Origin of the sequence: Nocardia sp. NPDC127526 (assembly GCF_042672265.1) — a bacterium.
In the GTDB taxonomy this organism is placed as follows: Bacteria; Actinomycetota; Actinomycetes; order Mycobacteriales; family Mycobacteriaceae; genus Nocardia.
The window spans coordinates 139,456-165,942 of record NZ_JBHXVO010000016.1; the positions used below are offsets into that span (position 1 = coordinate 139,456).

At 68.4% G+C, this 26,487-nt stretch carries 26 protein-coding genes; 10 read left to right on the forward strand and 16 right to left on the reverse strand.

Going from position 1 to position 26,487, the window contains the following annotated elements:
* Positions 1 to 36 precede the first annotated feature (36 nt).
* From ACFVIV_RS24375 to ACFVIV_RS24405, 7 genes are all read right to left on the reverse strand, one after another.
* The gene (locus ACFVIV_RS24375; RefSeq protein WP_379199964.1) at positions 37 to 1,068 is read right to left on the reverse strand and encodes a zinc-binding dehydrogenase; all 1,032 of its coding nucleotides are present in this window, start codon (positions 1,066 to 1,068) and stop codon (positions 37 to 39) included.
* Position 1,069: 1 nt separating this feature from the next.
* Positions 1,070 to 2,278, reverse strand: a complete 1,209-nt coding sequence (locus ACFVIV_RS24380; RefSeq protein WP_379199966.1) for an LLM class flavin-dependent oxidoreductase — start codon at positions 2,276 to 2,278, stop codon at positions 1,070 to 1,072.
* Positions 2,279 to 2,400: 122 nt separating this feature from the next.
* Positions 2,401 to 3,279 (reverse strand): VOC family protein, encoded by an 879-nt coding sequence (locus ACFVIV_RS24385; protein WP_379199968.1) that lies wholly within the window; start codon positions 3,277 to 3,279, stop codon positions 2,401 to 2,403.
* Positions 3,280 to 3,296: 17 nt separating this feature from the next.
* Positions 3,297 to 4,481 carry a 2Fe-2S iron-sulfur cluster-binding protein gene (locus tag ACFVIV_RS24390; RefSeq protein ID WP_379199970.1) on the reverse strand — a complete coding sequence of 395 codons (1,185 nt, stop codon included), beginning with the start codon at positions 4,479 to 4,481 and terminating at the stop codon, positions 3,297 to 3,299.
* A 241-nt stretch (positions 4,482 to 4,722) separates the two neighbouring features.
* The gene (locus ACFVIV_RS24395; protein WP_379199972.1) at positions 4,723 to 4,968 is read right to left on the reverse strand and encodes a hypothetical protein; all 246 of its coding nucleotides are present in this window, start codon (positions 4,966 to 4,968) and stop codon (positions 4,723 to 4,725) included.
* An 11-nt stretch (positions 4,969 to 4,979) separates the two neighbouring features.
* The gene (locus ACFVIV_RS24400) at positions 4,980 to 6,119 is read right to left on the reverse strand and encodes a Rieske 2Fe-2S domain-containing protein (RefSeq protein ID WP_379199974.1); all 1,140 of its coding nucleotides are present in this window, start codon (positions 6,117 to 6,119) and stop codon (positions 4,980 to 4,982) included.
* Positions 6,120 to 6,205: 86 nt separating this feature from the next.
* Positions 6,206 to 6,706 carry a flavin reductase family protein gene (locus ACFVIV_RS24405; protein ID WP_379199976.1) on the reverse strand — a complete coding sequence of 167 codons (501 nt, stop codon included), beginning with the start codon at positions 6,704 to 6,706 and terminating at the stop codon, positions 6,206 to 6,208.
* 234 nt (positions 6,707 to 6,940) lie between these two features.
* Between ACFVIV_RS24405 and ACFVIV_RS24410 the strand changes: the two genes are divergently transcribed.
* The 5 genes from ACFVIV_RS24410 to ACFVIV_RS24430 all read left to right on the forward strand — a co-directional run bounded on the left by ACFVIV_RS24410 (position 6,941) and on the right by ACFVIV_RS24430 (position 11,529).
* Positions 6,941 to 7,774 (forward strand): IclR family transcriptional regulator, encoded by an 834-nt coding sequence (locus ACFVIV_RS24410; RefSeq protein ID WP_379199978.1) that lies wholly within the window; start codon positions 6,941 to 6,943, stop codon positions 7,772 to 7,774.
* Positions 7,775 to 7,826: 52 nt separating this feature from the next.
* The gene (locus ACFVIV_RS24415; RefSeq protein ID WP_379199980.1) at positions 7,827 to 8,459 is read left to right on the forward strand and encodes a PadR family transcriptional regulator; all 633 of its coding nucleotides are present in this window, start codon (positions 7,827 to 7,829) and stop codon (positions 8,457 to 8,459) included.
* 102 nt (positions 8,460 to 8,561) lie between these two features.
* Positions 8,562 to 10,277: an MFS transporter gene (locus tag ACFVIV_RS24420; protein ID WP_379199982.1), complete on the forward strand. Its 1,716-nt coding sequence runs from the start codon at positions 8,562 to 8,564 to the stop codon at positions 10,275 to 10,277.
* Between the two features lie 91 nt (positions 10,278 to 10,368).
* Positions 10,369 to 10,890, forward strand: coding sequence for a DinB family protein (locus ACFVIV_RS24425; protein ID WP_379199984.1), 522 nt, complete (start codon positions 10,369 to 10,371; stop codon positions 10,888 to 10,890).
* A gap of 78 nt (positions 10,891 to 10,968) precedes the next feature.
* Complete coding sequence (locus ACFVIV_RS24430; protein ID WP_379199986.1) at positions 10,969 to 11,529, forward strand: EF-hand domain-containing protein; 561 nt, start codon at positions 10,969 to 10,971, stop codon at positions 11,527 to 11,529.
* Positions 11,530 to 11,532: 3 nt separating this feature from the next.
* On the opposite strand, the gene ACFVIV_RS24435 is transcribed toward ACFVIV_RS24430, so the two are convergent.
* A complete protein-coding gene (locus ACFVIV_RS24435) occupies positions 11,533 to 13,839 on the reverse strand; it encodes a LuxR C-terminal-related transcriptional regulator (protein WP_379199988.1) in 2,307 nt (768 codons plus the stop codon).
* Positions 13,840 to 14,054: 215 nt separating this feature from the next.
* Between ACFVIV_RS24435 and ACFVIV_RS24440 the strand changes: the two genes are divergently transcribed.
* On the forward strand, positions 14,055 to 14,420 hold the full coding sequence (locus tag ACFVIV_RS24440; protein ID WP_379200031.1) for a hypothetical protein: 366 nt from the start codon (positions 14,055 to 14,057) through the stop codon (positions 14,418 to 14,420).
* A gap of 8 nt (positions 14,421 to 14,428) precedes the next feature.
* On the opposite strand, the gene ACFVIV_RS24445 is transcribed toward ACFVIV_RS24440, so the two are convergent.
* From ACFVIV_RS24445 to ACFVIV_RS24460, 4 genes are read right to left on the reverse strand one after another with little or no spacing between them, the layout of a single operon-like run.
* The gene (locus tag ACFVIV_RS24445; RefSeq protein WP_379199990.1) at positions 14,429 to 14,632 is read right to left on the reverse strand and encodes a DUF5988 family protein; all 204 of its coding nucleotides are present in this window, start codon (positions 14,630 to 14,632) and stop codon (positions 14,429 to 14,431) included.
* Between the two features lie 33 nt (positions 14,633 to 14,665).
* Positions 14,666 to 15,571, reverse strand: coding sequence for an alpha/beta hydrolase fold domain-containing protein (locus ACFVIV_RS24450; RefSeq protein ID WP_379199992.1), 906 nt, complete (start codon positions 15,569 to 15,571; stop codon positions 14,666 to 14,668).
* 45 nt (positions 15,572 to 15,616) lie between these two features.
* Positions 15,617 to 16,447, reverse strand: a complete 831-nt coding sequence (locus tag ACFVIV_RS24455) for an NAD(P)H-binding protein (RefSeq protein ID WP_379199994.1) — start codon at positions 16,445 to 16,447, stop codon at positions 15,617 to 15,619.
* The gene (locus ACFVIV_RS24460) at positions 16,440 to 16,877 is read right to left on the reverse strand and encodes a nuclear transport factor 2 family protein (protein WP_379199996.1); all 438 of its coding nucleotides are present in this window, start codon (positions 16,875 to 16,877) and stop codon (positions 16,440 to 16,442) included. The genes ACFVIV_RS24455 and ACFVIV_RS24460 overlap by 8 nt, the downstream gene beginning before the upstream one ends.
* 92 nt (positions 16,878 to 16,969) lie before the next feature.
* On the opposite strand from ACFVIV_RS24460, the gene ACFVIV_RS24465 reads away from it, so the two are divergent.
* Complete coding sequence (locus ACFVIV_RS24465) at positions 16,970 to 17,578, forward strand: TetR/AcrR family transcriptional regulator (protein ID WP_379199998.1); 609 nt, start codon at positions 16,970 to 16,972, stop codon at positions 17,576 to 17,578.
* Here ACFVIV_RS24465 and ACFVIV_RS24470 read toward each other — a convergent pair.
* Positions 17,538 to 18,773: a bifunctional 3,4-dihydroxy-2-butanone-4-phosphate synthase/GTP cyclohydrolase II gene (locus ACFVIV_RS24470; protein ID WP_379200033.1), complete on the reverse strand. Its 1,236-nt coding sequence runs from the start codon at positions 18,771 to 18,773 to the stop codon at positions 17,538 to 17,540. The two genes, ACFVIV_RS24465 and ACFVIV_RS24470, sit on opposite strands and share 41 nt — an antisense overlap.
* A 142-nt stretch (positions 18,774 to 18,915) precedes the next feature.
* Here ACFVIV_RS24470 and ACFVIV_RS24475 point away from each other — a divergent pair, with 142 nt between their 5' ends.
* Positions 18,916 to 19,440 carry a hypothetical protein gene (locus ACFVIV_RS24475; RefSeq protein ID WP_379199999.1) on the forward strand — a complete coding sequence of 175 codons (525 nt, stop codon included), beginning with the start codon at positions 18,916 to 18,918 and terminating at the stop codon, positions 19,438 to 19,440.
* Positions 19,441 to 19,510: 70 nt separating this feature from the next.
* Here the strand turns inward: ACFVIV_RS24475 and ACFVIV_RS24480 are convergent, their stop codons facing one another.
* Complete coding sequence (locus ACFVIV_RS24480; protein WP_379200001.1) at positions 19,511 to 20,365, reverse strand: alpha/beta fold hydrolase; 855 nt, start codon at positions 20,363 to 20,365, stop codon at positions 19,511 to 19,513.
* A complete protein-coding gene (gene hsaA / locus ACFVIV_RS24485) occupies positions 20,365 to 21,525 on the reverse strand; it encodes a 3-hydroxy-9,10-secoandrosta-1,3,5(10)-triene-9,17-dione monooxygenase oxygenase subunit (protein WP_379200003.1) in 1,161 nt (386 codons plus the stop codon). Before hsaA ends, ACFVIV_RS24480 begins: the two co-directional genes overlap by 1 nt.
* Positions 21,526 to 21,827: 302 nt before the next feature.
* Here hsaA and ACFVIV_RS24490 point away from each other — a divergent pair, with 302 nt between their 5' ends.
* Positions 21,828 to 22,178, forward strand: coding sequence for a YybH family protein (locus tag ACFVIV_RS24490; RefSeq protein WP_379200005.1), 351 nt, complete (start codon positions 21,828 to 21,830; stop codon positions 22,176 to 22,178).
* A 32-nt stretch (positions 22,179 to 22,210) separates the two neighbouring features.
* Here ACFVIV_RS24490 and ACFVIV_RS24495 read toward each other — a convergent pair whose 3' ends face one another.
* Positions 22,211 to 23,719 carry an FAD-dependent oxidoreductase gene (locus tag ACFVIV_RS24495; RefSeq protein ID WP_379200007.1) on the reverse strand — a complete coding sequence of 503 codons (1,509 nt, stop codon included), beginning with the start codon at positions 23,717 to 23,719 and terminating at the stop codon, positions 22,211 to 22,213.
* Positions 23,720 to 23,885: 166 nt separating this feature from the next.
* On the opposite strand from ACFVIV_RS24495, the gene ACFVIV_RS24500 reads away from it, so the two are divergent.
* The gene (locus tag ACFVIV_RS24500) at positions 23,886 to 26,279 is read left to right on the forward strand and encodes a PEP-utilizing enzyme (RefSeq protein WP_379200009.1); all 2,394 of its coding nucleotides are present in this window, start codon (positions 23,886 to 23,888) and stop codon (positions 26,277 to 26,279) included.
* Positions 26,280 to 26,487: the final 208 nt, after the last annotated feature.

The window sequence follows — 26,487 nt, forward strand, 5'->3', positions numbered from 1 at the left end:
AATGCCGCCACCAGTTCCCGGTCGCAAGCGTTTCACTCACAGGTCGGGGCGGACCAGGATCTGGATGTGGTCGTCGGGGTGGCGGAGGGAGTCGATGGCGTCGGCTACGCCGTCGAAGCCCACCTGGGTGGTGACCAGGGATTCGGCGTCGATGACGCCATCGGCTATGCGGTGCAGGGTCTTCGCGTATTCCGCGTGCGGGTAGACCATGCACATCTGCAGGGAGATGTCCTTGTAGATGCCGACGATCGGGCGGATCACGTCGTCGGACATGACCGAGCCGATCTGCAGGATCCGGGTTTCCCGGGGGACCTTGTACATGAGGTCGTTGAGGAGGCCGGGGACTCCGGCGCAGACGAAGACGTGCAGTTGCTGGCCGGGCGAGGCCAGTTCCTGCCAGATCTCCACGGGCTCTTCGGCGTTCGGATCGACCACTCGGTGTGCGCCGAGCCGCAGGGCCGCCTCCCGGCGCAGCGTGGACGGATCGGACGCCACGATGGGGGCGACGCCTCGCTCGGCCAGGGCCGCGACCGCGCCCAAACCGACCGGGCCGCAACCGATGACGATGCCGGTGCCCTCCGGGCCGATGCCGGTTCTGGCCACATTGCCGAAGCCGACCGCGAGAGGTTCGGTCATGGCGGCGACGTGCGGCGGCACGTGCTCGGGGATGGGTTCGAGGGCCATGGCCTGCAGGACCATGCGTTCGCCGAAGCCACCCGGGAACACATTGGAGTAGCCGACGCCGTGGATGCCGCCCGCCGCATCCAGTGCCCAGGGCAGGGCGACGACATTCTGCCCCGCCACGAATGGCGTATCCGGTCCCGCGCCGATCACCCGGGCGGACAGTTCATGGCCCATGACCATGTCCTTGTGCGGGTCGAACAGGAAGGTGGGGACGCCGCTGTCGCGCGAGGCCTGGAGGAACTCGTCGGTGTAGTCCAGGGCCGCCTTGTCGGAGCCGCAGATGCCGCAGGCGATGGTCTCGACCAGCACCTGGCCCGGTCCCGGCACCGGGTCCGGGAACTCGTCGACGACGAGCTTGCGGTTGCGCATGACTACCGCGCGCATGTCACTGTCCTTCCTCGGGCTGGAGGGCGGCCGCCAGAGCCTGGCCGTGGCGTTCGAAGGCGGCTTCCACGCCCGCGCGCATACCGGACATGAGGCGCTCGCTATTGGCATGAGCCCAGTCCAGGGATGCGAGGCGATTGCGGTTCGCGCCGGTGAAGTGCGGGATGACGTGTTCGGCGAACAGGCGCACCGAGCGCTGGGTGGCGTCCCAGTCCGCGACATTGAGGGCCAGCACCAGAAAGGTGCCGAAGCCGCCGGACTGTGCGGCGAGGGCCTCGATGGTGGCGATGGCGTCGTCGGGCGTGCCGATGGTGGCGCGGCCGAAGGCCGGGAAGCCGGGGCCGACCCACTGCTCGACGGCTTCGGCGGCGGTATCGCCCCAGGGGACGTCCATGCCGCTGAGCTGCTTGATGTAGTCGACGAGATGCCCGATGCCCCATTCGGCTTCGCGGCGGGCCTGCTCGCGGGTCTCGGCCAAGTGCATGGGGGCGACCAGCCGCCACTTGTCGCGGTCAACCGTGTGGCCGTTGTCGGTCATGGTCTTCTCGTAGACCTTGAAGTTGGGCAGCAGCGCCTCGTACCCGCTCGGATCGGAGGCGGCGAGGGACAGCAGGCCCGCGCCGTGACGTCCGGCCAGTACCGCGCCGGAGGGTGAAATGGTCGATGCGACAGCCATTTCCAGCCCGCCCCGCTGATACGGCAGCAGTTGCAGGCGCGCCTCGTTGAGCTCGAACCAGTCCGTCTTGGCGGTCACCGCCTCACCGCGCAGCAGCTGGGTGAGCACATCCATGGATTCGTGCATCATGTCGCGCTGGCGCGGCTGGGGTACGCCCATCATGGAGGCGTCCGAGGCGAGCTGGCCCGGGCCGATGCCCATCATGACGCGGCCCTTGGTGAGATGGTCGAGCAGGCACAGCCGGTCGGCCAGCATCATGGGCTGGTGGTAGGGCAGCGAGTTCACGCCGGTGCCCAGCCGGATCCGCCGGGTGCGTTCGGCGACGGCGGCCAGGAAAACCTCTGGCGCGGCGATGATTTCGAGACCGGCGGAATGGTGTTCGCCGACCCATGCCTCGGCATAGCCGAGTTCGTCGGCGAGTTCCACCAGGCGCAGATCACGCTGGATCTGCAGGGTGGGATTGCCGGTCAGCGGGTGATAAGGCGCGATGAAGAATCCGAAGCGGGTGGGTCCGGATGCGATGGGCTGAGTCAATTTTCGGTCGCTCCTTTGCGGGATATTCAGTTGTGCTCCGAACATGCCGCTGGATCCGCCGGGGCTCTGGCGGAGAAGCGGCGGCCGGCCGTCGCGGGTGACGGCGGGCCGGTCTCACCGCGTCAGCCGCGGGCCCATTCGTGGCCCCAGTAGCTGTCGGCGGTCATCTCCTCGGCGACGTAGTCGTCGCCGACCAGCATTCCCTCGCAGCCGAATTCGAGATCCCAGCCGCCGGGGGTGCGGACGTAGAAGGAGATCATCTTGTCGTTGGTGTGCCGGCCCAGGGTGGAGGACAGGTGGTAGCCGGCCTTGGTGACGCGGTCCAGGGCCCGGCCCACATCGTCGAGGGCGTCGACCTCGACCATGATGTGCACGATGCCCGGGCCGTCGGGGCGGCTGCCGGGAATGAGGGCGAGGCTGTGGTGGCGCGGGTTGACGCCCATGAAGCGGATCCAGATCGGATGCACGGGCGGGCCGACCCGGAAGGAGCCGCGGGAGGCGAAATCCAGGACCTCGGTGTAGAACCGGCGCGCGGCCTCGATATCGGGGACCGGCAGCACCACGTGCCCCAAGCCGAGATCGCCGTTGACGAAGCGGGCGCCGTATTTGGTGAGCACCGGGCTGTGGTCGAGCAGCGGGCCGTGGAAGACCTCGATGGTGAAGCCGGACGGATCGGTGAAGCTGATGGCCTCCTCGACGTGCCGGGCCGCGGCCTCGGCCACCGACAGGGCGGTCACGGCGACACCGGCCTTCTCCAGGGTCTCGCGCACCAGGGCGAGCGATCTGCTGTCGGCGACCTGCCAGCCGACGGCGAGGACCTCGTCGCGCTCGCCGGGCACCAGCTCCAAGCGGTAGGTGTGCTCATCGGTGCGCAGATAGACGGAAGCCGGGTTGGGGCCGGACCCCTCGGCGAAACCGATGGTGTCGAAGGCGAATTCGCGCCAGGCGTCGACATCGGCAATGCGGGTTCGCACATAGCCGAGGGAGCTGAAGGCAGCCATGATCACTCCTCTTACGATCAGGAATAGGTGACGGAAACGTCGTCGGTCACCGGAACCGACTGGCAGGCCAGCACATAGCCGTCTGCCAGGTCGGCGTCTTCGAGTACTTCATTGCGGCGCATGGACACCTCGCCGGAGACGACGCGGCAGACGCAGGCGCTGCACGCGCCCTCCCTGCACGAGTAGGGCGCTTCGATGCCCCCGGCGAGCAGCACGTCGAGCAGCGTCTGGCTGCGCGGCCAGGTGACCTCGTGGTTCTCACCGTCGAGCTCGACCCGCGCGGTGGCATTGTCGCCCGCATCATCGGCAGCGTCGATATCGACTGTGGCGGAGTCGGTTTCGAAGGGATTGCCCGACAGCGACACGAACTTCTCGACGTGCACCCGCTTGCGGTCCGCGCCCAGCGCGGCCATGGCGGCGCTGACGGCGTCCATGAACGGGCCGGGACCGCAGACGAACGCCTCGCGCCCGGCCCACGGCTTCGCCAGCGCGGCAAGCTGTTCGACGCTGGGCAGGCCCTGCACCGACTGGAGCCAGTGCAATACCAGCAGCCGATCCGGATGCGCCGCCGCCAGCTCCGCCAGTTCCGCCGCGAAGATGACCGAGTTCTCGTGCTGGTTGGCGTAGATCAGCGTGCAGTGCCCGGCCCCCTCCGCCAGCACCGACTTCAGAATCGACAGCACCGGCGTGATGCCGCTGCCACCGGCGAACAGCAACAGATCGCTGTCCAGCGAGCCAGGCGTGAACAACCCGGCGGGCGGCAGCACATCCAGCGCCATGCCCTCGACCGCGTTGTCGCACAACCAGTTCGAGCCATACCCCGAGACCGTCCGCTTAACGGTCACCTTGAGCGACCCGCCCTCGTGCGGCGCACTGGACAGCGAGTAGCACCGGCTCACCGACCCGGTCAGCTCACTCGGAATCCGCAACGTGAGGAACTGCCCCGGCTTGTACCCGAACATCCCGGCGTGCCCCGCCTCCGGAGCCAGCTCCAGCGACACCGCGTCCTCGGTCTCCCGCACCACGCGCACGACCCGAACCGAGGCGAACGCGCCCGCCTGCCGCACCGTATCGAGCGCGACGTCCGCCTCCAGCTGGTCCCGCTCCAGCACGGCATTCGCCTCCAGCTGCGCCATGTCCGGGTCGATCTCCGCCACCGTCATTCGCTCCACCAGTTCTGTTCCCGTGCTGTCGATTTCCATGAGCGTCGTGCTCCGGCCCCGCCATTCCGGCGTGCTTTTCGCCGAGCCCCACAATGGTCAGCAGTCGCTCGCTGCCGTGGATCCCGGCCAAGAAACGCGCCGGGATGACGAGAATGGGCGCACGCACCGGGGTGAGGACGCGGGTAGGCGCACGCACCGGGGTGAGGACGCGGGTAGGCGCACGCACCGGGGTGAGGACGCGGGTAGGCGCACGCACCGTGGTGAGGACGAAGGCGGGTGCTCATGCCAAGGTCCGTCCACGGGTGCGAACGTCCGTTTCGCGGGTACTGACCGTCAACTCGCCCGCTTCCACCGCGGCGTCGATGCTGGCGCGCAGGGCGTGGCAGGTGTGGGAGGGCGGGCCGGTGTGGCCGAGTTCGGTGCAGGCGGTGCGGGCGGCGGTGTTCCATTGCACGCTGGTGTGGTGCGGGCCGAACTTCTCCGCCAGTACGCATGTTCCGCAGGTGTGGCACGAAACCTTGTTCATGGCAGGGGCTTTCAGAAGGCCGGGGCGCGGCCGGCGGCCACGTTCTCGGCGACCTCGGCCTCCCAGGCGGTGACGGCGCGGGTGGTGTCGACCTCGAATTCGAAGCGGGCGGTCATCTCTTCGGAGACCGCGGCGGCATCGGTGTAGAACTGCTCGTACCAGCGGCGCAGCTGGTAGACGGGGCCGTCTTCCTCGCACAGCAGCGGATTGTTGATGCGGGACTTGCGCTTCCAGATGTTCGCGTCCTGCTCGAAGCCCTTGCCCAGGCCATTGGCGAACTTGTCGGCAATGCCGACCGCCTCGTCGGGCGACACCGTGGTCGGCTTCTTCACGATCGCGCCGTACTGCAGCATGAACTGGTTCTCGGAGATCGGGTAGTGGCAGTTGATCAGATAGCCCTCGACCGTCAGCCCGGCGCTCTCGCTGCGCAGGTAGTCGATCATGTAGGAGGGGCCGTAGTAGGACGCCTCCGAATGCAGGACGTTCTTGCCGCCCAAGGCTTTCGCGGTCTCGCCCATCATGTCGTCGCGGGACACCGAGGTCATGTACTGGCTGGCGACATGGCCCTCGAAGACGTTCTTGAAGAAGGTCGGGAATCCGTAGTGCACGTAGAAGAAGTGCGCCATGTCCACCACATTGTCGATGACCTCGCGGCAGTTGGCGTCCACGATCATGGTGTTCCAGGTCCAGTCGGTCCACTCGTCGCTGAACGCGCCGTCGATGCGCGGAATGGCGACCTCGGGTGCGGGCGGGCGGCCCTCCGGGTCGTTCCATACGAACAGCTGCTTGTTCTGCTCCATGGTGGGCCAGGCCTTGGTGCGCGCCAGCGGCGGAACCCGTCGCGCATAAGGGATTCCGGTGCACTTGCCGTTGCCGTTCCAGCGCCAGTCGTGGAACGGGCAGGCCAGCGAATCGCCCTTGACGGTGCCGTCGGCGAGGTTGCCGCCCATGTGCGGGCAGTAGGCATTGAGCACATTGAGGGCGCCGTCCTCCGTCGCGAACACCACGATCTCGGTGCCGAAGGCCTTGATGGCGTGCGGCTTTCCGTCGCGGAAGGAGTCGGCCAGGCCCAGGCAGTGCCAGCCGCGCGCGAATCGCGTGGGCGGGGCGCCCGCGTCGATCACGCGCACGTCACTGTCCGTGGTGGTCATGTGTGTTCCTCTCCCTTGCCGGTACTTCGATGGTTGCGGCCCGGGTGACGCCTTCGACAACGGCTGTCCCACTGGCCGGGAGGTAGCTACTGGTGTGCGAGACGGCCGAACGCGGCCCGGTAGAAGAGCAGCGGATTCGCCTCGGAATGCTCGTTCAGTCCGGTCACGCGGGCGATGACGATGGTGTGGTCGCCGCCGTCGACCTCGTCGTGCAGGGCGCAGTCGATGGAGGCGAGGGCCCCGGTCAGCAGCGGTGAGCCGTTCTCCGACGCGGTCCAGTCGATGCCCGCGAACTTGTCCGGCCCGGGGCGGCCGAGGCGGCGGCAGATATCGGTCTGGTGGTCGGCCAGGATGTTCACGCAGAACTCACCGGCATGACGTATGCGCGGCCAAGTCGTCGAGGTCCGGGCCGGGAAGAAGCTCACCAGCGGCGGTTCGATAGACAGCGAGGCGAAGGACTGGCAGGCGAATCCGACCGGTTCTCCCCGGTCCAGGGCGGTGATCACGGTGACTCCGGAAGCGAATCGTCCGAGCACCGCCTTGAAGGCGGCCGGATCGATCCCCGGGGACGTCAGCACCGGTTCCACGGCGCCTCCTTTATTTCGGTTCGAAATATAGCTGTCAGTCATGACAGCAGGTCGGCGCGGGGAGGCGTCAATATCGTGGTTCGGTCACCGAGACGCGGATACGTGATTTATACGTAGTTCTCCCGATTCCTACGGATGTGGCCCAGGGCACTGTGATGGGTAGCACAAGGTCCGAAACCGGCACATGCCTAATCGGAATACTCCTAGACTGGACGCCGACCAACGGAGGTACCAATGTCCGTCGCCCTGATGCCTTCCGCGGAAGCTCGAGTCACTCACAACCCCATGCGCGCCAAGGATTCTCGCCCCAGCGCCGAAGTCCCGGTCTCGATGATCGAGCGCATGACGCTGATCCTGGACGCCTTCGACGCCTCCACTCCCACCCTCACCCTGCTCGGCCTGGTCGAGCGCACCGGGCTGCCGCGCTCCACCGTGCACCGGATCCTCGATCAGATGATCAAGCTGCGCTGGCTGGCGCACACCTCCGGCGGCTACCGCCTGGGCATGCGCGCCCTCGAACTCGGCGGACTCACCGCCGATCACAATGAGATTCGCGATGCCGTCAGCCCGCTGCTGCACGAGCTGAGCCAGCGCACCGGCATGGTCGGCCACCTCGCGGTGCTCGACGGGCGCGATGTGGTCTACCTGGACAAGGCCGGCGGCCGCTTCGCCGCCAGCCTGCCCACCCGCCTCGGCGGCCGGATGCCCGCGCACGCAACGGGTGTCGGCAAGGCCATGCTCGCCTGTCTGGAGCCCAATATCGCCGAGGCCGCGCTGCGCACCCGGCTGCCGCGGCTGACCCCGCGCACCATCTGCGAGCCCGAGGCGCTGGCCCGCGAGCTCCAGCAGATCCGCATGCGCCAGGGCGTGGCCATCGACCGGGAGGAGGCCGTGGTCGGAATCGCCTGTGTCGCAGCGCCGCTGCGGGGCCGCGGCACCGCGCCGGCCGCGCTGTCGCTGTCCGGCCGCGCCGACGGCATGAGCTTCGATCGGCTGGCCCGCGTGGTGCTGGAAGTGGCGCACGAGGCCGGTCGCACACTGTTCCCGCGCCGGGCTCACTGGCGCTGAACCGGACCAGGACAGGGAAGGCGGGCCCGTGCGGGGGCGATACAGTTCGACAATGACCGACCCCGGCGAGGAAGAGCCGGCGATTCCGGAACTGCCCACCACCGCGTGGGCCGTGCTCGGAATGCTCTCGCACGCAGAGGAACTCTCCGGATACGACCTGAAGAAGTGGGCGGACTGGAGTCTGCAGTTCTTCTACTGGTCGCCGTCGTTCAGCCAGATCTACGCCGAGCTGAAGCGATTGGAGAAGCACGGCTTCGCGACCTCACGGACGGTGGTCTCCGAGGACGGCATGCGCGGAAAACGCATGTACGCCATTACCGAGAGCGGGCGGGAAGCCGCGGCGTACTGGGTGAACCACTCCCCCGTCGAAGCGCCCGTGCTCAAGCACAGCGTGATGCTGCGGGCCTGGCTCGGCCATCTCGCGCAGCCCGAGCGCATGCGCGAAATATTGCATCAGCATATCGATTACGCGGAAACCATGCGCCGCCGTGCCCAGGCCGATGCCGACGGCGCGGACGCCAATCCGGAATGGGCGTATCCGAGCGCGGTATTGCGCTGGTGCGTCAAGCATTACGAGGCGGAGCGGGAATTCGCCGAGGATCTGCTGGCTGACCTCGACAAACTGGCGAGGAAGCGTAACCGCCGAAAAGGTACGGGGAAGCAGAATTCCGAAGAGTCCCACTGAACGGACGCGCGTGACAACTGAACGGACTTGATGATAGGCGGCGGGTGATCGCCGTGACACGTTTCACATCTACGTGTTACCTACCCACCTGGAGGACGCCTCATGTCCACCTCCGTCGAAACCGCTGCGCCCCCGGACGCCGCCGACGACACCGGCCGCCTCGATGGAGCGTCGAAGCTTCGGATCTTCTCCGTCCTGGCGGTGATCGTCCTCTTCACCGAAGTCGCGCCCATGCAGTACGTCATGGTGTCGGCCGCCCTCCGGCAGATCGCGCCCACCTTCCCCAGCCAGGGCGCGAACATCAACTGGGCCATCATCATCTTCGGCGTCGTCGGCGCCGCCACCTCCCCGCTCATCGGCAAGCTGAGCGATATCTGGGGCAAGAAGAAGATGTTCCTCACCTGCGGCGCACTGTTCCTGATCGGCTGCGTCATCTGTGCGGTCACCAGCAATTGGCTGCTGTTCCTGGTGGGCCGCGGTCTGCAGGCGACGGCCATCGCGACCGCGGTCATCTCCTACGGCCTCATCCGAGACCTGATGCCGCGGCGGCTGGTTCCGGTCGGCCTGGGCATTGCGGCCACCGGCCTGGGCGTGTCCGCGCTCGCGGGTCCGCTGCTGGGCGGCTTCATCGTGGAGCATTACAGCTGGCGCGCCATCTTCTGGGCGCTGGCGGCGTTCACCGTGGCCATGATCCCGCTGGTGGTGCTGATCGTGCCGGAATCCACACTGCGCGTGCCGCAGCGGCTCGATCTGATCGGCGCGGCGCTGCTCGGCACCGGCCTGGTCCTCACCCTGGTCTACTTGGACAACGGCCAGCACTGGGGTTGGACCGAGCCCGCCACGCTGGCGTGGCTCATTGGCGGCGTCATCCTGCTGGCGCTGTTCCCGATCGTGGAAATGCGTGTGCGCGAACCGATCATGGATATGAAGCTGCTGATCACGCCGCGGGTGAGCGTGGTGCTGTTCATCGCGCTGCTGGCCTCGTTCACCATCGGCTTCCAGTCCTATGCCATCGGCTACTGGTCGCAGTCGCCGCCGGCCGCCACGGTGGTCGCCGAGGTCGAGGCCGCCACCTGGACCGAGGTGAAGGCCGGAGCCCTGCAAGCGGCCCAGGCCCAAGCCGAGGCGCAGGCCAAGGCGGCGCTACCGCCGGGCGTCGAACTGCCACCGGGCGCGGTGGTGGTCCCCGAGGAGATGGTCTACGCCCAGCTGCCGCCGGATATGGTTCGCGCGGAACTGAATCCGGGCTACAGCTACGGTGACGGCTTCAGCCTGCTGAAGTTCGCCACCCACATCGCCCTCGCCCAGGCCGTCATCGCCATGATTCTCGGCTTCCTCGGCGGCCTCTGGATCCGCCGCTCCGGCGCCCGCGCCCCCTTGATCCTGGCCCTGGTCATCTTCATCGCCTCCTCCATCGTCTACGCCCTGACCTCGCACACCTGGCTGACGCTGGCCCTGATCAGCGCGGTCTTCGGCATAGCCTTCGGTCTCTACTACGCGGCGACGCCCAACCTCATAGTCGAGGCGGTCCCCGCCGAACAGCAGGGCATCAGTGCCGGCATGCTCGGCGTCATGCAAGCCATGGGCGTGGCCATCGGATTGGCAGTAGCCACAGCCTTCCTCAACGCCAATCCGGTGAAGGTGGACGTCTCGGTCTCCGGCGCACCCACGGTCACCAAGGACGTGCCCCTGCTCTACACCGACAAGGGCTACGAGATCAGCTTCTACTTCGTCGCGGCCGCGGCGGTCGTGGCGCTGATCGGCGCGGTGCTCATGAAGCACGGCCGCACCCCCGCCACCGGCGGCACGGCGCACTGAGCCACAACCGAACAGCCAGCAACGGCCCGGGGACGCTCGTCCCCGGGCCGTTCGCACGTCCTTGCGGCGGAACCGGCGGTAACCTCCGGTAATGACCTGGACCGCACCCGAAATCGACCGCACCCCACTGCTGTACGTCGGCGACGAGCGACCCATGCTGCAATCGTTCCTCGACGACTACCGGGCCATCCTGCTCCGGAAATGCCAGGGACTCACCGGTGTTCAGCTCGCGAACCGCAGCGTCGAGCCGTCCTCACTATCGCTGCTCGGCCTGATCCGGCACATGACCGACGTCGAACGCGGCTGGTTCCGCAAGCGCGCCGCCGGCGAGGACATCCCGTGGATTCACATCTCGAAAACGAACCCGGACACCGATTTCGACGATCTGGTGCCCGAGGACGCCGAATTCGAACTCGCCCGGTACCGCGACGAGATCGCCCTGTGTGACAAGGCCGCCGCCGCCCTTCCGCTCGACCACACCTTCGTCCACCCCCGCACCGGCAAGACCATCTCCCTGCGCTGGGTCTACCTGCACATGATCGAGGAGTACGCCCGCCACTGCGGCCACGCCGACTTCCTCCGCGAACGCATCGACGGCGCCACCGGGAATTGATCGCACCGGTCGGTTCGGCTGTAGCGGTATGTTTCGCGAAACGATTGTGTCGCAGCAGAATCGGCCCACACTGAGGTCATGGAAATCAGTGACTTTCTACGCCGCAAGCTAGCTCGTCGTTTCCAGACCTTCGACTTCGACGGCAATGGCCGCATCGAACGCTCGGACTTCGAGTCCTCCGCCGCCCGCTTGGCCGATGAATTCGGCCACGGGCCCGACTCGCCCGCCCGCAAACAACTCCTGGAGCTGAGCCTCGGCCTCTGGGACCACCTGGCCGAAGCCGCCGACGCCGACCGCGACGGCTCCATCTCCCTGGCCGAATACCAGCGCGCCTTCGCCGACGGCCTGCTCGTCACCGAGGAGTCCTTCGAACAGGGCTACCGCCCCTTCCTGCAAGCCATCATGGATATCGCCGACACCGATGGCGACGGCGCCCTCGATATGAGCGAGCACATCCGCTGGACGGGCGCCCTCATGAACCAGCCCGCCCCCGACGCCGTCGAAATCTTCACCCGCCTCGACGCGAACGGCGACGGCCGCATCACCGTCGAGGAGCTACTACAAGCGATCCACGACTACTACTTCGACGAAGACCCGCAGGGCGTGGGCAGCTGGCTGCTCGGCAAGCTGCCGGACTGAGCGTCACAGCTCGTGCTGGTGCACCCAGGCGGCGATCTGGGTGCGGGAGGTGAAGCCGAGTTTGGTGAGGATGTGCTCGACGTGGGTTTCCGCGGTGCGCACCGAGATCACCAGGTCGGCGGCTATGCGTTTATTGCTGTGGCCCGAGGCGACCAGACGGGCCACATCCTTTTCGCGGCGGGTGAGGACATTGGTTTCGGCTGCTGCGGCAGGGGATTTGCGGGCGGGGCGTTTCGGAGCGGAGGGTTCCGGCTCGGGTAGGAGCTGGGTGGCGGTGCGGCCCAGCGCGTAGTCGATGGCTTCCTCCAGGCGCATATTGGCGCCCGCGCCGAAGGCGGCGCGGAATCCCTCGTCGCCCAGGGCTTCCCGGACCTCGAGCCGTTCCTTGTCGCCGATGGCGGTGGTGATGGTGTGCGCCAGGCGGATGGTGCTGCGCTGCAGGGTTTCCGCCGCGCCGAGCAGGCGGGCGGCGCGTTCGTGGTCGCCGCGGGCGGACACCGTCCAGGCCAGGCCCTCGAAGGCGGAGGACAGCCAGATGCAGCGCTCGAACAGGGCGAGCTGTTCTATTGCGTGGCTGTGGAATTCGGCCGCCTCGTCCAGGTTGCCGCGCCGCCAGTGATCGATGCCGACCGTCCACAACGCCAAACCGCCCAACAGGTGTGAACCGCTGGCCGTGGTGAGCTCCAGGAAACGCTCCGCCAGCTCGGTGCGCCCGGGTGCGCCGAGCACCATGGCGCACATGAAAGCGAAGGCGTGGCTGTCCATTTCAATGGCCGGCTGCCGGTGGGCGGCGGCCAGGTCGATGCCCATGCGCGCCAGCTCGAGCGAACGCTCCCGGTCGCCCTGGGAGAAGGCCAGCAGCGACTGATCCAGCGCCACTTCCGGGAGGATGTCGGTAATGTCCAGCGTGGCAATCATTTCCAGGCATTCGGACACCAGGATCGCCGCCGCTTCCCAATCACCCAGCAGCGCCGACAGCGACGCGGCCGAGGACAGGCCGCGGGCCCGAGCCAGGCTCGGCTCCGGATTGCGGGTCAATGCCTCGGACAGCCAGCGGAACCCCTCGGACAGGAACCGGTGGTGCTCCCAGAACGGCCGCAGCACACTCACCGTCTCCATGGTCGCCAGCGGCTCGTCATCGAGCCCCGAGCGCAGGGCCGCACGGAGATTCGCGTGCTCACGGCTCAGATCCCGGAACCAGACCACGTCATCAGCGGTCCAGTACGCGGTCTGACCGCGCATGGCGAGCCGCCGATAGTGAGCGCGATGCCGGGCCCGCGCCTCCTTGTCCGCACCGCGTTCGGTGAGCCGGTCCGCCGCGAACTGGCGGATCGGCTCCAGCATCGAATATCGTGCCGCGTCACCGTCATAGCGCAGCATGACCACCGATTTGTCCACCAGGCCGGTGAGCGCGTCGATGAGCGATCCGCCGCCCAGCTCGCACACCGATTCCGCGGCGTCGATGTCGAAGCCGCCCGCGAAGACCGAAAGCTGCTCCCACAGCCGCTGTTCCGCGGGCATGCACAGGTCGTAGCTCCAGCGGATGGCGCCCTCGATGGTCTGCTGCCGCTGCGGCGCGGTGCGCGGCCCGGCCTTGAGCAGGCCCATGGTGTCGTCGAGACGGTCGACGATCTGTTCCGGGGTGAACATGCGCAGCCGCAGCGCCGCCAGTTCGAGGGCCAGCGGCATGCCTTCGAGCCGGCGGCAGATCTCGGCGAGCACAGGGAGATTGGCGGGGGTCGCCCGGAAACCGGGATTGGCGGCCGTGGCGCGTTCGATGAACAGTTGCAGCGCATCGCTGTCGGCGGCGGTATCGGGCTCGGGCACCGCCAGCGGCGGCACCGGCATCACCTGCTCGCCGGGTATGCCGAGCACCTCGCGGCTGGTGGCCAGCACCCGCACATCCGGGGTGGTGGCGATGATCCGCCCGACCAGCGCCGCGCACGCCTCGACCAGGTGCTCGCAGTTGTCCAGGATCAGCAGCAGCCGTTTGTTCTCCAGGAATTCGGTGAGCCGCGGCAGCGGCGCGGTGGTCTCGTCGCGCAGGTTCAGCGCTTCGGCGACGGTGAGCGTCACCAGTTCCGGATCGTGCAGTTCGGCGAGCTCGACCAGCCAGACCCCATCCGGGAAGGCCCGCGCCACGAGTTGCCCGATCTGCCGGGACAGTCGTGTCTTGCCCATTCCGCCCGGTCCCAGCAGCGTCAGCACCCGGGTGGTCGGCAGCAGCCGCTTGGCGGTGGCCAGGTCCTCACGGCGGCCGACGAAACTGGTGACCTCCTCCGGAAGGTTGCCTGGGACACGCCGCGCCATGGGCACCAACCTATGCGATCGCGCCCGGAGCGGGCCAGCGCCCGGCTCATAAATCCAGCTCGAAGGGTGTCTGGTAAGCCCGGTTCCGGCACCGCATCGGCCGTACGAGTCATGCGCTTCGGATATGACTCGGCGGGCGGCGGAATACACTCGATCCCGTGCCGAGCGGAAGGCGCAGAGCCCGCGTCGAGGACGTGCACGAGCTGGCCAAGGCCATGCCGCACGTCACCGTCGAGTACGGTCCGGCGGCCGGCAATCCCGTCTACCAGGTGGGCCGCAAGTCGTTCGTCTTCTTCCGCACCCCGCGCCCGGACGCCTTCGATCCCGAGACCGGCGAACGCTATCGGGACGTCATCGTCTTCTGGGTGCCCTCGGAATCGGACAAGCTGGCCCTGATCCAGGACCCGGATTCCCCCTTCTTCACCACCCCGCACTTCGACGGGCACCTGTCGGTCCTCGTGCGCGCCCCCCGCCTGCCCGAGCTCACCCTGGCCGAACTCACCGAGGTCGTGCAGGACGCATGGCTGTGCCGCGCCTCGGCCACCCGGGCCCGCCGCTGGCTCGCGGAGCATCCCACCTGAGGGACCGCCTATTCGGCGACCGCCGTGCGCCCGGTCCACTCGTACACCGGCAGCTTGCCTTCCGCCGTGATCTGATGCCGCTCAGTGGCTTTGAAGTGTTCGTACCCGCCGCGGAAGGGAATCTTGAGCTCCGCGGCCGACGCCGATATCGAAACGACCCGTTCGGTGAGCCCGCTGGGTCCTCCCTGGAGAAAACCTTTGCGATCGTTCATATTCCGATTATGGGACGCGATCCGGGCCGCCAACTACGGTTCGGCCAGAGCCGCACGTAGTCGTTCGACAACCACCCCGCGCGCGACGCGTCCCTCGGGTGCGGGCGTCAGCGGGTACACGTGCACCAGCCCGTCCCCCTCGTGGAAGTCGACCTCGACACCCGCCGCCCGCGCCTTCTCGGCCAGCAGCAGCCCGTCCGGATATCCGATATCGCGCGTCCCGTAGAACACGGTCAAGGGTCCGAGCCCGCGCATGTCGGCCGCGAGCGGGCTCACCCGCGGATCCGACAGCGGCAGCTTCCCCCGCCACAGCTCGATGAACACCCGCGTCCCCGCCTTGCCGAGCCACGGATCCGACGGCTGCACCGCATCCATCTCCGGATTGCTCAGCGACAGATCGAGCGCGGGCGAGATGAGTATCGTGCGCGGCACCGTCACCTGCTGCTCGTCCCGCAACACCACGGCGGTCGACAAGGCGATCTGCCCGCCCGCGGAATCCCCGCCGAGGCATACCGTCCCGTAGCGAGACCGGTTGGCCAGCACCAGATCCGCCATGCCCGCGATGACCTCTTCCGCGGTCCCGAACGGCACCAGCGGATAGATCGGCACCGTCACCGTCGTGCCCGCCCGCGCCGCGATCTCCGCGGCCAGCGCCCAATGCTGCGGGGCGATCTCATTGACCCAACCGCCGCCGTGCGCATAGATCAGATTGCCCTGCACCCGCCCCGTGCGCGGCACCACCGTGTACACCGGCCATCCCTGATCGCGGCTGACGGAGATCGCCACATCCGCGCGCAGCCGCCGCGGCGGCCCGTACGGTCGCGGCCGAAGCGTGCGCTCCCGCACATGCTTCCGCGCGTTCTCTGCGCTGATGAAGGCCCGATTGGCGCGGGCGAGCCGCAGATAACCGGGAACGATGCGGCTGACAAGGCTCGGCACGATCTCGACCCTACTGCCGGATTCCGGCCGCACGGAGCGAACCGATCAACGGTCGCGCAACTCCTCGGCCACGAACTCGGCGAAGTCGCGCGGCGGCCGGCCGGTGAGCCGCTCGACGGTATCGGTGACGCGGTCTTCCGCGCCGGCAGCGATCCCCTCGTCGAGCCCGGCGAGCAGGGCCGCGAAATCGGCGGGCAGTCCGTGCTCGATCCAGTGGGCGGTGAGTTCGGCAGCGCTGATGGGGCGGTGGACCACTGCTCGCCCGCTGCTTCCGGTAATGATCGCGGCCGCCTCCGCATAGCTGATCGCGCGCGGCCCGGTGAGGAGATGTTCGGTGTTGTGGGCGTTCTCATCGATCAGGGCGCGGACCGCGACCGCGGCGATATCGGCCGCATCGATGAAGGCGACCCTGCCGTCGCCGGTCGCGGTCACCAGCTCACCCCCGCGGACCCCCGCGGCGAGCGCGTGTTCGCCGGTGACGTTCTGCATGAACCAGGACGGTCGCAGCACCGCCCACTCGGGCACGAGTTCCCGCACCAGCCGATAGATCCCGCCCATTCCGCTGTCCGCCTCCGGCACCGCCGAGGATCCGAGTGCGACCACTCGCCGTACGCCGTGCCGCAGCGCCGCCCGCAGGAACGGCTCGACCAGCGGAACCGGATCGTGCACGCCGACCGGCGCGACCAGGTAGACGGCCGAAACCGAATGCAGCGCACGGTCGTAGCTGTCGCTGTCGAGCCAGTCGAACCGGACCCGGGACGGATCGGCGGCCGGCGACCGCGTCGCGAGCCGGATCGGGACCCCTTGCCACCGAAGTTGATTCGCGACCCGGCTGCCGGTCGTGCCGGACGAGCCGAGGACCAGCACCTCACGCATCGCGGCCTCCGGTGAACGCCGCCGTCAGCGCGTCCGCGCCGCCCATGATCCCGGCTGCCGCGAGCGGGCTCCAGTAATCGCGATAGTTCCGGATCGCGCCGTCGCGCGCGGTGATCACGGCGATGTACCGCATCCGGTACGGCCGCGCGGTGGCGACAACCAGGCCCGCCGCCGCGAATTCGAGGATGATCACCTCCGGATCGGCGGTCTCGTGTACCGCCTTTTCCGGAATCTCGCGGACATCCAGAATGTTCGGGTAGTCCCGCAGATAGTCGGCGATGGCGGCCCGGCCCCGGATCCGCTCCGGATAGCCGGCCGCCGCGAATGGAAACTCCAGTTCGCCGTCCTCGGCCCACAGTCCGGCGAAACCTGCCATGTCCTTCTCGAGTAGCAGTGTCAGAGCGTGGTCGACCAGTTCGCGAGGGTTCAACGGAAGTCCTCCTGCAATCGGACGAGACGGTCCCGTCCCGACGCAAGATTAGACGGGACGATACCGTCTCGTCCACTCGCTATACTCGCCGCATGACACGACGCGCACCCACCGGAGCCGCCGTCCTCCAGCCCGAGGTCACCAGGTCCATTACCGAAGCCGTCCTCGACGAGCTGGCCGAGCAGGGCTACGCGCGCCTGTCCATGGAGGCCGTCGCCAAGCGCGCGGGCGTCGGCAAGAGCGCGCTGTACCGCCGGTGGCCCGCCAAACAGGACATGGTCATCGCCGTCATCTCCGAATTCAGCCTGGATCACGCCGTCATCGCCGATACCGGCTCACTGCGCGAAGACCTCCGCGAGGCCCTCGCCGGTCTCGTGGATTGGCTTACCCACCCGCGCTTTTCGCGCATCCTGCCCGATCTGACCGCCGAGGCCGTCCGCAATCCGGTCCTGCGCGCCGCCGTCGAATCCGCCATCGGCAACCCGCGGCGGGCACTCGGGGCCGAACTGCTGCGGCGCGCCGTCGACCGCGGCGAACTCGCCCCCGACGTCGATATCGAACTGGCGCTGGACCTGCTGGCCGCGCCCCTCTACTGGCGGCTGTCGGTGCGCGGCGCCGCGCTCGAGCCCGGATACCTCGACGCCCTCACCGAAACCCTGCTCAGAGCCCTCCCGCCGCCGCCGGCGCCTCGATCCCGGTGAGCTGATGGCGCATGCGGTCGCGCTTGGTGCGCAGGTAGCGGACATTGTGCTCGGTGGGCTTGGTCTGCAACGGGATTCGTGAGACCACACCGATGCCGTGGGCTTCCAGACCGGCTTGCTTGGCCGGATTGTTGCTGAGCAGCCGGACCGAGGTGACGCCGAGGTCCGCGAGGATCTGGGCGGCGGCGGTATAGCTGCGGGCGTCGATGGGCAGGCCGAGTCTGACATTGGCGTCCACGGTGTCGGCGCCGTCGTCCTGAAGTTCGTAGGCGCGCAGCTTGTTCAACAGGCCGATGCCGCGGCCCTCCTGCCCCCGGAGGTAGACGATGACGCCATTCCCTTCCGCGGCAACGGCTTCCATGGCTACGTCGAGCTGCTCGCCGCAGTCGCAGCGCAGGGAACCGAAGGCGTCGCCGGTGAGGCATTCGGAGTGGACGCGGGCCAGGACGTCGGTACCGGCGGGGTCGCCGTAAACCAGGGCCAGATGCTCCGCACCGGAGTGCTCGTCGGCGTAGCCGAGGACGCGGAAGTCCCCGAATCGCGTGGGCAGCCGGGTCTCGACCACGCGGGAGATGCCGTGCTCCAAGGACTTCCGATACTCGATCAGGTCGGCGATGGAGACGATGGGCAGGTCGTGCTCGCGGGCCATGATCAGAAGTTCGGGGAGCCGAGCCATGGAGCCGTCCTCGTTGACGACCTCGGCGATGACCGCGGCGGGCCGCAATCCGGCCAGGCGGGCCAGATCGACCGACGCCTCGGTGTGACCGTCACGGCCCAGCACACCACGCGGATGCGCGCGAAGCGGGAAGACGTGACCGGGCCGCGAGAGCTGGTCCGGAGTGGTCCGCGGATCGGCCAGCAGGCGCATGGTGTGCGCCCGATCGGCGGCCGAAATACCGGTGCTCACACCGGAAATCGCATCCACCGACACGGTGTAGGCGGTGCCCTTCGGATCCTGATTGACCGCGGTCATCGGCGGCAGCAACAGCCGATCGAGATCCTCACCGGCCATCGGCACACAGACCACACCGCTGGTATGGCGAACCATGAACGCGATGTTCTCCCGCGTCGCCTTCTCGGCCGCGAGCACCAGATCGCCTTCGTTCTCGCGATTCTCATCATCCACCACGAGCACCATCCCGCCGCCCGCGATCGCGGCCACCGCGGTTGCGATCGAGTCGAGTTCACCGGTCATCATCGACCACCTCCTATTTCTAATCGAAATATGAAAGGCGCGGAACAACGAGGTGGGGTCCCGCTCACCGGGCGGGCCGCACGGGATGCGGCCACGTCCCGCATCCGGCACGATGGCCCGGGTGTATGAGACGTATGGCGCTGTGGCGCAGTTGCTGGTTGACGTGGACATGCTCACGGAGGAACAAGCGGGGGAACGACTGCGAGCGCTCACCTGGCTCGACGATGACGAGCCGGAGGAGATGACACCCGAGGACCTCGTCGAGGCGCTCGAGGAACTGGGGGTAGCCGTCATTACGAACTACGACGCCGGCGATAGCCTCGACGAGGGTTATGCGGGCTTCTTCGAGAAGATCGCACGCTGGTTCCCGGGCACGGTCGAGATCAGCGATGTCCGGGTGATCGATGACGAACTGCATTGGGTGTGGAACGGTCAGCCGAACTCCTGGCACACCGAGCACATGTCCGATCGTGTTCTGAACACCTTGACGATGTTCGAGATAATCACCAGCTTGCCGGTGGACGGCGATCGAGAGATTCACCAGGTGGGGTGGCCCGACCACGACCCGGCCACGGACGACGCGGTGTACGTGCTCGCGACGCCCGCTCAGGCGCTGGCGCTCGGCGAGGCGTTGGGATTGACTCTCGAAAGCCTCTGGGTGGAATAGCGGTTCGGAGACGACTTCGCACCCGTTCGCGCGGACAGGGCAGGAGGCGAACGGGTGCGAAGCGCCGGGCTCAGAGCCCGTTATTCAGGAAATCGATGACGGAGCGTTCGAAAGCGGCCTTGCGTTCCACCTGGACCCAGTGGCCGCAGCGGGAGAAGATGCGCAGGTCCGCGTTCGGGAGTTGGCGGGCCGGGAAGAGGGAACCCTCGACCGGGGTGACGCGGTCGTCGCGGCCCCACAGCATGAGGACTTCGTGCTGCAAACCCTTCAGACGAGCCCAAAGGGGTAGGGGCTCGGCCATTTTCGGGTTGTAGAAGGTGGCGTAGGCGTCGCGGAGGGCGGCTTGGGCGCGGGGGTCGGCCGCGGCTTTCAGGCGGTTGGCGATGAGGTCTTCGGTGAGGGTGGCCTCGTTGAAGACCATGGCGCGCAGGAAGCCCATGGCGCGGTCGTCGGTGGGGTTCATGGTGTATTCCATGAGGCGGCGGATGCCTTCGGAGGGTTCGGGTCCGAGGACGTTGACGCCGACGCCGCCGGGAGCCATGAGGACGAGGCGGTCCACGCGGCCGGGGTGGTCGAGGGCGGTCATGGTGGCCACGCCGCCGCCCATGGAATTGCCGAGCAGGTGGGCTTTTTCGATGCCCAGCTCGTCGAGCAGGCCCAGCACCGCGTCGGTGGCGATGCGAAGGTAGTTGCGCTCGTAGACTTCCGGGCGGCCGCTCGCGCCGAAACCGGGCTGATCCAGGATCAGGCAGCGGAAGTGGCGGGCCAGCACGGGCAGGTTCGCGCCGAAGTTGGCCCAGCCGGAGACGCCCGCGCCGGAGCCGTGCAGCAGCACCAGCGGGGCGCCCGAACCCGCCTCGTGGTAGCGGAGTTTGTGGCCGTCGACGGTGACCCAGCGGGTGGTGTTCTCGACGGTGAGGGTCATCAGAGCATCCGATCGGTGACTTCGAGACCCATGGCGCCCTTGCCGAACATGGCCAGGGCGCGCTCGACGTCATTGATGGCGTGCACGCTGCCGGCATGCGCGTCGCGCCAATGCCTTTCGATCGGGTTCGGGCGGCGGATGGAATGCCCGCCGGAGTTCTTGAACAGCAGGTCGATGGCCTCCAGGGCGCGTTCGGTGCCGCGCACCTGATCGCGGCGGGTGCGCAGCCGCAGGTCGAACGGGATCTCCTCGCCCGCTTCGGCATAACGGAGCTGTTCGGCGGTATTGCGTTCCATCTGCAGGATGGCGGCGTCGATCTCGCTGGCGGCACGGGCGATTCGCACGTGGGCGAAGGGATCCTCGGAGACCTTCTGGCCGCCGTAGGACAGCCGCACCCGCTCCCGCTGCTTGGCGATATGCGCTTCGTAGGCGCCTTCGGCCGCGCCGATGATGGGCGCGGTAATGGTGTTGGAGAAGACGCTGCCGAACGAAATCTTGTACAGCGGAGCGGTGTTCACCGTCTGGCCGGGGCCCACCAGGTTGGCCTGATCCGCGGCGCTGTAGGCGCGGTAGCCGGGGACGAACGCCTTGTCGATGACGATGTCGTTGGAACCGGTGCCGGACAACCCCGACACGTTCCACACGTCCTCGATGCGATAGTCGGTGCGCGGCACCAGGACCGTGTAGTAGTCCATGCCCTGCTCCGAGGGCACCAGCGCGCCCAGGAACACCCACTGCGCGTGATCGCAGCCGGAGGAGAAGCTCCAGCGCCCGGAGATCTCGTAGCCGCCCTCGACGGCGGTCAGCTTGCCGGTCGGCGCGTACGAGGACGACACCAGCGTGTCCGGGTTCTCGCCCCACACGTCCTGCTGCGCGCGGTCGTCGAACAGCGCCAGCTGCCACGGATGCGCACCCAGCACCGAGGCCACCCACGCCGTGGACGGGCATGCCGTGGCGATGGCGCGGACCACCGCGTAGAAGTCCACCGGCGACTCCTCGGCGCCGCTGTACCGCGCGGGCTGCAGCATCCGGAACACCCCGGCCTCGGTCAGCTCGGCAATGCTGGCGTCGGGCACCCGCCGCTGCTCCTCGGCCGCCACCGCCCGTTCCCGGATCGCGGGCAGCAGATCCCGAACCCGATCGAGCACCTTGTTCGTCATGCGGGTGTGTCCTCCTGACAACTCTCGTAACTCTCAGGGGCAAGCCCCTGAAACCCCAGACCGGGGACTTCCCGACCTCAGGGGCAAGCCCCTGAAACCCCAGACCGGGGAATTCCGGACCTCAGAGGCAACCGCTGAACCCCAGACCGGAGATTTCCGGGTCTCGGGGGTAAGCCCTTGAACCCCTTGATCTCGACGGTATGGCTCGTGAGTGGACCTGCTCCGGAAAAGTCCCGGTCAACGGAATCCGGGGTCTCGGCAGGGCGGGCGTGTTTGTCGGTGGGGGCTGGCATAGTCCGGACATGGGACATGAGAAAGCGCTGCGGCCGGAGGATTTGAGTCGGTTCGTGGTGGATCGGCTGAATGCGGCGGATGTCGACGGGCTGGTGGCGCTGTACGAGGCGGACGCGGTGCTGGCGTTGCCCGGTGGGCGGGTGGCTACCGGGAGTGCGGAGATTCGGGACGCTTATGCGGATCTCGTCGCGGACAAGCCAACATTCCTACCCGGCCATGTGCTGCCCACTGTTCGCAACGGCGATCTGGCCATGACCGCGACGCGGCTGGCCGACGGCGGGGTCACCGTGGAGGTGGCCCGCCGGCAGCCGGACGGCAGCTGGCTGTGGGTGATCGATCAGCCCGGTCTGCTGGGCTGAGTACGAAAAACGGTGCCGCACACCGATAGCGGTCAGTAGGTGCGGGCGGCGGCGGTGCCCGCGCGGCGGCCGAAGAAGGTGGCGTCGCCGAGGGACGTTCCGGAGATGTAGCCGAAGCCGTGCAGGCCGTTGGCGGCTCGGCCCGCGGCGTACAGGCCCGGGATCGGGTTGCCGTCGAGGTCGAGGACACGGCTGTCCAGGTCGGTGTGCAGGCCGCCGAGGGTGAAGACGGACGCCCCGGTGCCGCGGCGGTCACCGGATTCGGCGGGCGGGCGCACACCGGCTTTGACGTCGATGGCGGCCAGCGGCGGGGTGAGCGGTCGCAGCCAGCGGGCGGCCTTGCGGTGGTCGGGATCCGCACCGCGGGCGGCGAATTCGTTGTAGCGGCCGATGGTTTCGGCCAGGGATCCGGCGGGGAGGCCGGTCAGTTCCTCGAGCTCCGCCGGGGTTTCGGCGACGTGAGTGGGGCGCACACCCCAGCGCTGGGGTTCGGGAACGTCCTCGAAGCCTTCCTCGTCCACGATCACCCAGACGGCGGAGTCGTTTCCGGCCCAGCTGCCGCCCATGTTCTGGCGGTAGAGCGCGGACTGGCCGATGCGGCCGGGATAGGTGTCCTCGTTGATGAACCTGCGCCCCTGGGCATTCACGACCATGCCGCGGGCGGCCAGCCCGGGGATGAGGGACATCCCCACCTGCCCCGAGGACATGTGCCGAACGGCCGCGCCCAGCGCCTGCGCCATGCGAATGCCGCTGCCGTCGTCGGTGCCCGCGCTGACTTTGGTGTGGCCGAGCAGTTCCGGGGCGTGCGCGAGGAGCATGTCGTCGTTGTCGACGAAGCCGCCGGTGGTGAGCACCACCCCGCGCAGGGCCCGGATGGCGAGTTCCTTGCCGTACCGCCGGGCGACCGCTCCGGCGACCGTCCCGTCCTCGGCGACGATCAGATTCGTGACCTGGGTATCGAACAGTGTTGTGGCGCCGGCGGATTCGGCCGCCGCCGCCAGGCATTCCATGAGCAGCCTGCCGCCGAAGTCATTGGCGGTCGGCCGATGCCCGCGCGGCGCGGGCACCGCCACTTCGGTGAAGGGCCAACTGTTCTCGCCCAGCCACATGAGCCCGTCATCGGTCGGCGGCACCCAGGTCGGCGCATCCCACATGGTCGGCTTGAACGGCACCCCCCGGTCCACCAGCCACTGGAAATGCTCCACGCTCCCCGCGCAGTACTCGTCGACCTTGGCCGCATCGGCCCCCGCACCCATGGCCGCTTTCAAGAAGGCCGCCATCTCCTCGGGCGTGTCCTCGAACCCGCACGCCACCTGCAGCGGCGTCCCGCCCCCGAGATAGATCTCCCCGCCCGACATGGCCGACGCGCCCCCGCCCCCACCCGCGCGATCCACCACCAGCACCCGCGCCCCCGCCAGCGCCGCCTCGTACGCGGCGCAGGCGCCCGCGGCCCCGTAGCCGACGACCAGCACATCGGTCTCGATGTCGTACCGGCCCACTTCGCCCGCCGCCCGCGGCGTGACGGAATTCCGCACTGTCATGTCCTCGACGGTGCCCTCCGCACCCGCCCGGCCCTAGCGTCCCATCTTGCTCAACGATTCTCGGATCCCGATGACCGGGACTGTCCGCCTTTGCCCGGCTGACCAGTGGGGATGGTGTGTGAACGGCGTCACGTCGGTTGGGGGCGCCTCACGAGGAGGAGAGTCAATGCGGATTCTGGTCACCGGGGTCACCGAGCCGAGCGGCCGGGCCGTGGCACGGATGCTGCTGGCGGCGGGTCACGAGGTCACCGGCCTGGACCGGCAGCGGCATCGATATGTCGACCCGCGGGTCCAGGTGACCGTCGGCGACCTGTCCGATGCCCAGACCTGCGCGCGAGCCGTGACCGGCGCGGATGCCGTGGTGCATCTGGCGGGCCGCGCGGTCGCGGCCATTGCCACCGCGGCCCGGGAAGCCGGTGCGCGCCTGGTGGTTTCCGTTGCCGCCGGATCGGATTCGGCCGTGGAGAGCGCCGCCACCGGCAGCGGCGCGGACGTCCTCATTGTGCGAACCCCGCTGGTGACCGGCCGTCGCATCGACCAAAGCAGCTGGCGCACTCTGGAATCCCTTGTGGGCGGGCGCGGTGACAACGGCTCACAGGTACTGCACTACGACGACCTCGAGCGCTTCTTGGTGCTGGCCGCGATCTCACAGCGCAGCGGTACGGTCGGCCTGGCCGCCCCCGGTGAGGTGTCCGGTGACGAGGTGCGCCGCATCTTCAAGGACGCGGGCGTCAAATACGCTGCGTGGCTGCCGCGTTCGACCGCGCGGCCCGCGCGCGTCGATGCCGCCGCCGCCCGCGAGGAGTGGGGTTTCCGCTATGGCTGGACCGCCCGCGAAGTGGTCGCCGATGTGGCGCGCGGCCTGCCCGGCCGCAAGGCCAACGGCTCCGGCTTCCGCGACCGCACCGGCGCCATCCCCCTGCCCTCGCACGTGGTCCCGCAGAACGCACCCACCTCCGATGGCTACCAGCTGAAATCCGGTGCGCCGGAGGGCCTTCAGGGCGAGTTCGACGATCTGGTCGACGACCGCATCCCCGTCTTCACCGCCACCAACACCTCCGAGGCGCTGCCCGGCCCGCTCACCCCGCTGACCATCGATCTGCAAGCAGGCGCGATCCGCCTGGGCAACGAAGCCATGGGCCGCATGATCGCCATTGAGGGAATCGCCTTGGAACACTGGGTTTCCCGCGTCACCGGCGTACTCGGCCACCACATGTACATCAACCCGTCCATCGGCGTGTTCTCCGCGCAGAACATGCCCGGCTGGGACGAGGAGAGCGTGCGCCGCGACGTCTACGGCGCCATCGGCGATGTCGAACTGCACCCCAAGGGCCGCCCGCCCATGCCGACCGGACTCGCCGGGCGGCTGGGCACCTTCAAGGCCATGGGCCGCGTCGCCCGCACCGCCATGAGCTACAGCAGGACCGCCGAACTGATCAACGCCGCCTCTCACGCGGAAGCGCTGACCCGCGAACAGATCTCCGACCTCACCGACGAACAGCTGCACGCCCGCGCCCTGCTCTGGCGCGACCGCCTGAACCAGGCCTGGCAAGCGGCCTCCATCGGCGTCATGATGACCGGCGCGGCCTCCGCGGCGCACAAAGGCGAAGTCAAGATCGACCTGAATCGCCTGGAGTCGGCCAAGACCATGCTGGCCGTGGAACGCCTGGCAGCCCTGTGCCGCAAGGACGCCGGCCTCCAGGAGGTCGCCAAGAGCGGCGATGTGGCGGCCGCCCGGGAGAAGTCACCGGAGTTCGCCAGGGCCCTCGACGAGGAACTCGCCAAGGTCGGCCACCGCGGCCCCGGCGAATGCGAACTCAGCAACGCCACCTTCGGCGACCGCCCCGAACTCCTGGTGACCGCCGCCGGCCGCGCCGCGGAAATGCCCGCCCCCCAACGCGATCCGGTCCCCGAGCCGACGAGCCGCACCGCCAGGATGGCCGTCGGCGCCACCGTCTACCGCGAGCGCGCCCGCGACGCGGTCGTGCGCATCACCAACTGCCTGCGCCTGGCCACCCGGGAGCGCGCCGCGCGCCTGGTGAAAGCCGGCAAGCTCACCCAGATCGAGGACTTCGCCTTCCTGAACCTGGACGAAATCCTCTGGGCCCCCGCCGATCTGAAAGACCGCGTGACCCGCCGCCGCGCCGAGCGCACCAAATACCAATCCATCCGCATGCCCGACGTCATCAACGGCACCTGGGAACCGGAGGAAATCTCCGGCGCGCTACCGGTCGGCGGCACCCTCTCCGGCCTAGGCGTCAGCCCAGGCGTGGTCGAAGGCACCGTCAAACGCATCCTGTCCCTCGACGACGACATCGAACCCGGCGACATTCTCGTAGCCGCCGTCACCGACACCGGCCACACCGCCATGTTCGGCTACGCCGGCGCAGTGGTCACCGACATCGGCGGCGCCGCCTCCCACGCCGCCATCGTCGCCCGCGAATTCGGCGTCCCCTGCGTAGTGGACACCAAATCCGCCAGCACCAGCCTCACCGACGGCCAACGCGTCCGCGTAGACGGCGCAGCCGGCACCATCACCCTGCTGGCCGACGCCGAGTAGTCCACCCCCAGTCCCCCCAGTCATCCCCCTCAGTCGTCACCCCATCAGCCATCCACCCCCAGTCGTCCGCCCCACGGCCATCCGCTCGACAGTCATCCGCCTGACTGTCATCCGCCTGACTGTCATCCGCCCCACGGCCATCCGCCTGACTGTCATCCGCCCGACAGTCTTCGGGGTCAAGGGGCGGAGCCCCTTGTGGGGGTGCGGG

Coding starts and splice junctions, on each gene's coding strand:
- ACFVIV_RS24395 (WP_379199972.1), bottom strand. CDS start 4,968: ATGAACAAGGTTTCGTGCCACACCTGCGGAACATGCGTACTGGCGGAG.
- ACFVIV_RS24445 (WP_379199990.1), bottom strand. CDS start 14,632: ATGAACGATCGCAAAGGTTTTCTCCAGGGAGGACCCAGCGGGCTCACC.
- ACFVIV_RS24430 (WP_379199986.1), top strand. CDS start 10,969: ATGGAAATCAGTGACTTTCTACGCCGCAAGCTAGCTCGTCGTTTCCAG.
- ACFVIV_RS24455 (WP_379199994.1), bottom strand. CDS start 16,447: ATGCGTGAGGTGCTGGTCCTCGGCTCGTCCGGCACGACCGGCAGCCGG.
- ACFVIV_RS24400 (WP_379199974.1), bottom strand. CDS start 6,119: ATGACCACCACGGACAGTGACGTGCGCGTGATCGACGCGGGCGCCCCG.
- ACFVIV_RS24480 (WP_379200001.1), bottom strand. CDS start 20,365: ATGACCCTCACCGTCGAGAACACCACCCGCTGGGTCACCGTCGACGGC.
- ACFVIV_RS24425 (WP_379199984.1), top strand. CDS start 10,369: ATGACCTGGACCGCACCCGAAATCGACCGCACCCCACTGCTGTACGTC.
- ACFVIV_RS24410 (WP_379199978.1), top strand. CDS start 6,941: ATGTCCGTCGCCCTGATGCCTTCCGCGGAAGCTCGAGTCACTCACAAC.
- ACFVIV_RS24465 (WP_379199998.1), top strand. CDS start 16,970: ATGACACGACGCGCACCCACCGGAGCCGCCGTCCTCCAGCCCGAGGTC.
- hsaA (WP_379200003.1), bottom strand. CDS start 21,525: ATGACGAACAAGGTGCTCGATCGGGTTCGGGATCTGCTGCCCGCGATC.
- ACFVIV_RS24385 (WP_379199968.1), bottom strand. CDS start 3,279: ATGGCTGCCTTCAGCTCCCTCGGCTATGTGCGAACCCGCATTGCCGAT.
- ACFVIV_RS24415 (WP_379199980.1), top strand. CDS start 7,827: ATGACCGACCCCGGCGAGGAAGAGCCGGCGATTCCGGAACTGCCCACC.
- ACFVIV_RS24495 (WP_379200007.1), bottom strand. CDS start 23,719: ATGACAGTGCGGAATTCCGTCACGCCGCGGGCGGCGGGCGAAGTGGGC.
- ACFVIV_RS24420 (WP_379199982.1), top strand. CDS start 8,562: ATGTCCACCTCCGTCGAAACCGCTGCGCCCCCGGACGCCGCCGACGAC.
- ACFVIV_RS24440 (WP_379200031.1), top strand. CDS start 14,055: ATGCCGCACGTCACCGTCGAGTACGGTCCGGCGGCCGGCAATCCCGTC.
- ACFVIV_RS24375 (WP_379199964.1), bottom strand. CDS start 1,068: ATGCGCGCGGTAGTCATGCGCAACCGCAAGCTCGTCGTCGACGAGTTC.
- ACFVIV_RS24435 (WP_379199988.1), bottom strand. CDS start 13,839: ATGGCGCGGCGTGTCCCAGGCAACCTTCCGGAGGAGGTCACCAGTTTC.
- ACFVIV_RS24500 (WP_379200009.1), top strand. CDS start 23,886: ATGCGGATTCTGGTCACCGGGGTCACCGAGCCGAGCGGCCGGGCCGTG.
- ACFVIV_RS24390 (WP_379199970.1), bottom strand. CDS start 4,481: ATGGAAATCGACAGCACGGGAACAGAACTGGTGGAGCGAATGACGGTG.
- ACFVIV_RS24490 (WP_379200005.1), top strand. CDS start 21,828: ATGGGACATGAGAAAGCGCTGCGGCCGGAGGATTTGAGTCGGTTCGTG.
- ACFVIV_RS24470 (WP_379200033.1), bottom strand. CDS start 18,773: ATGACCGGTGAACTCGACTCGATCGCAACCGCGGTGGCCGCGATCGCG.